The sequence below is a fragment of the Pseudonocardia yuanmonensis genome, assembly GCF_039542425.1.
GTDB lineage: Bacteria > Actinomycetota > Actinomycetes > Mycobacteriales > Pseudonocardiaceae > Pseudonocardia > Pseudonocardia yuanmonensis.
Genome location: NZ_BAABIC010000059.1, coordinates 1 through 1,209, shown reverse-complemented (window position 1 = coordinate 1,209; position 1,209 = coordinate 1). Strand labels below are relative to the sequence as shown.

Genomic DNA, 1,209 nt, shown 5'->3' with positions numbered 1-1,209 from the left:
CCCGACTTCCTGTGGCGTACGCCCGAGCCGAAGAAGAGCTATGACGTGGTGATCGTGGGTGGGGGTGGGCATGGCCTGGCCACCGCGCACTATCTGGCCCGCAACCATGGGATCACGAATGTGGCGGTGCTGGAGAAGGGTTGGTTGGCCGGCGGGAACATGGCCCGTAACACCACGCTGATCCGGTCGAACTATCTATGGGACGAGTCCGCGGCGATCTACGAGCACGCCCTGAGGCTGTGGGAGGGCCTGGAGGAGGATCTGGGGTATCCGATCCTGTTCTCCCAGCGTGGGGTGTTGAACCTGGCGCACACCGAGCAGGACGTGCGGGACTCGGTGCGCCGGGTGGAGGCCAACAAGCTCAACGGGATCGACGCGGAGTGGCTGGCCCCCGACGAGGTGGCCAAGCTGTGCCCGATCGTCAACGTCTCGGACGCGATCCGCTATCCGGTGCACGGGGCCACCTATCAGCCGCGGGCCGGGATCGCCAAGCACGACTACGTGGCCTGGGGGTTCGCCCGCCGCGCCGACGCCGCCGGGATCGACCTGATCCAGGACTGCGAGGTCACCGGCTTCCGCACCGACGGGGACCGGGTGACCGGGGTGCGCACCACGCGCGGGGAGATCGGCTGCGGCACGGTGGCGTTGTGCGCGGCCGGGCACACCAGCGTGTTGTTGGACATGCTCGGGGTGGCGGCGCCGCTGCAGTCGCACCCGCTGCAGGCCCTGGTGTCGGAGTTGTTGGAGCCGGTGCACCCGACGATCGTGATGTCGAACGCGGTGCACGTCTACGTGTCCCAGGCGCACAAGGGTGAGCTGGTGATGGGCGCCGGGGTGGACGCCTACACCGGCTACGGGCAGCGCGGGGCGTTCCACATCATCGAACGGCAGATGGCCGCCGCGGTGGAGCTGTTCCCGGTGTTCGCCCGGGCGCACCTGCTGCGCTCCTGGGCCGGGATCGTCGATGTCACCCCGGACGCCAGCCCCATCGTCGGGCACACCCCGTACGCCAACGTGTTCCTCAACTGCGGGTGGGGCACCGGCGGGTTCAAGGCCACCCCGGGGATCGGCTGGTGTCTGGCCGACACCCTCGCGCACGGCCGCCCGCACCCGTACGTGGCCCCGTTCGCGCTGGACCGGTTCGTCACCGGCGCGCTGGTCGACGAGCACGGCGCGGCCGCCGTCGCCCACTGAGTCGTCGCCCACTGA

General features: G+C 70.0%; 1 protein-coding gene. It reads left to right on the top strand.

Annotation, left to right across the window (positions count from 1 at the left end):
- Positions 1-1,194 (top strand): sarcosine oxidase subunit beta family protein (locus tag ABD990_RS34075; protein ID WP_345384933.1); only part of this gene is annotated, 1,194 nt, incomplete at its 5' end.
- Between the last annotated feature and the right edge of the window lie 15 nt (positions 1,195-1,209).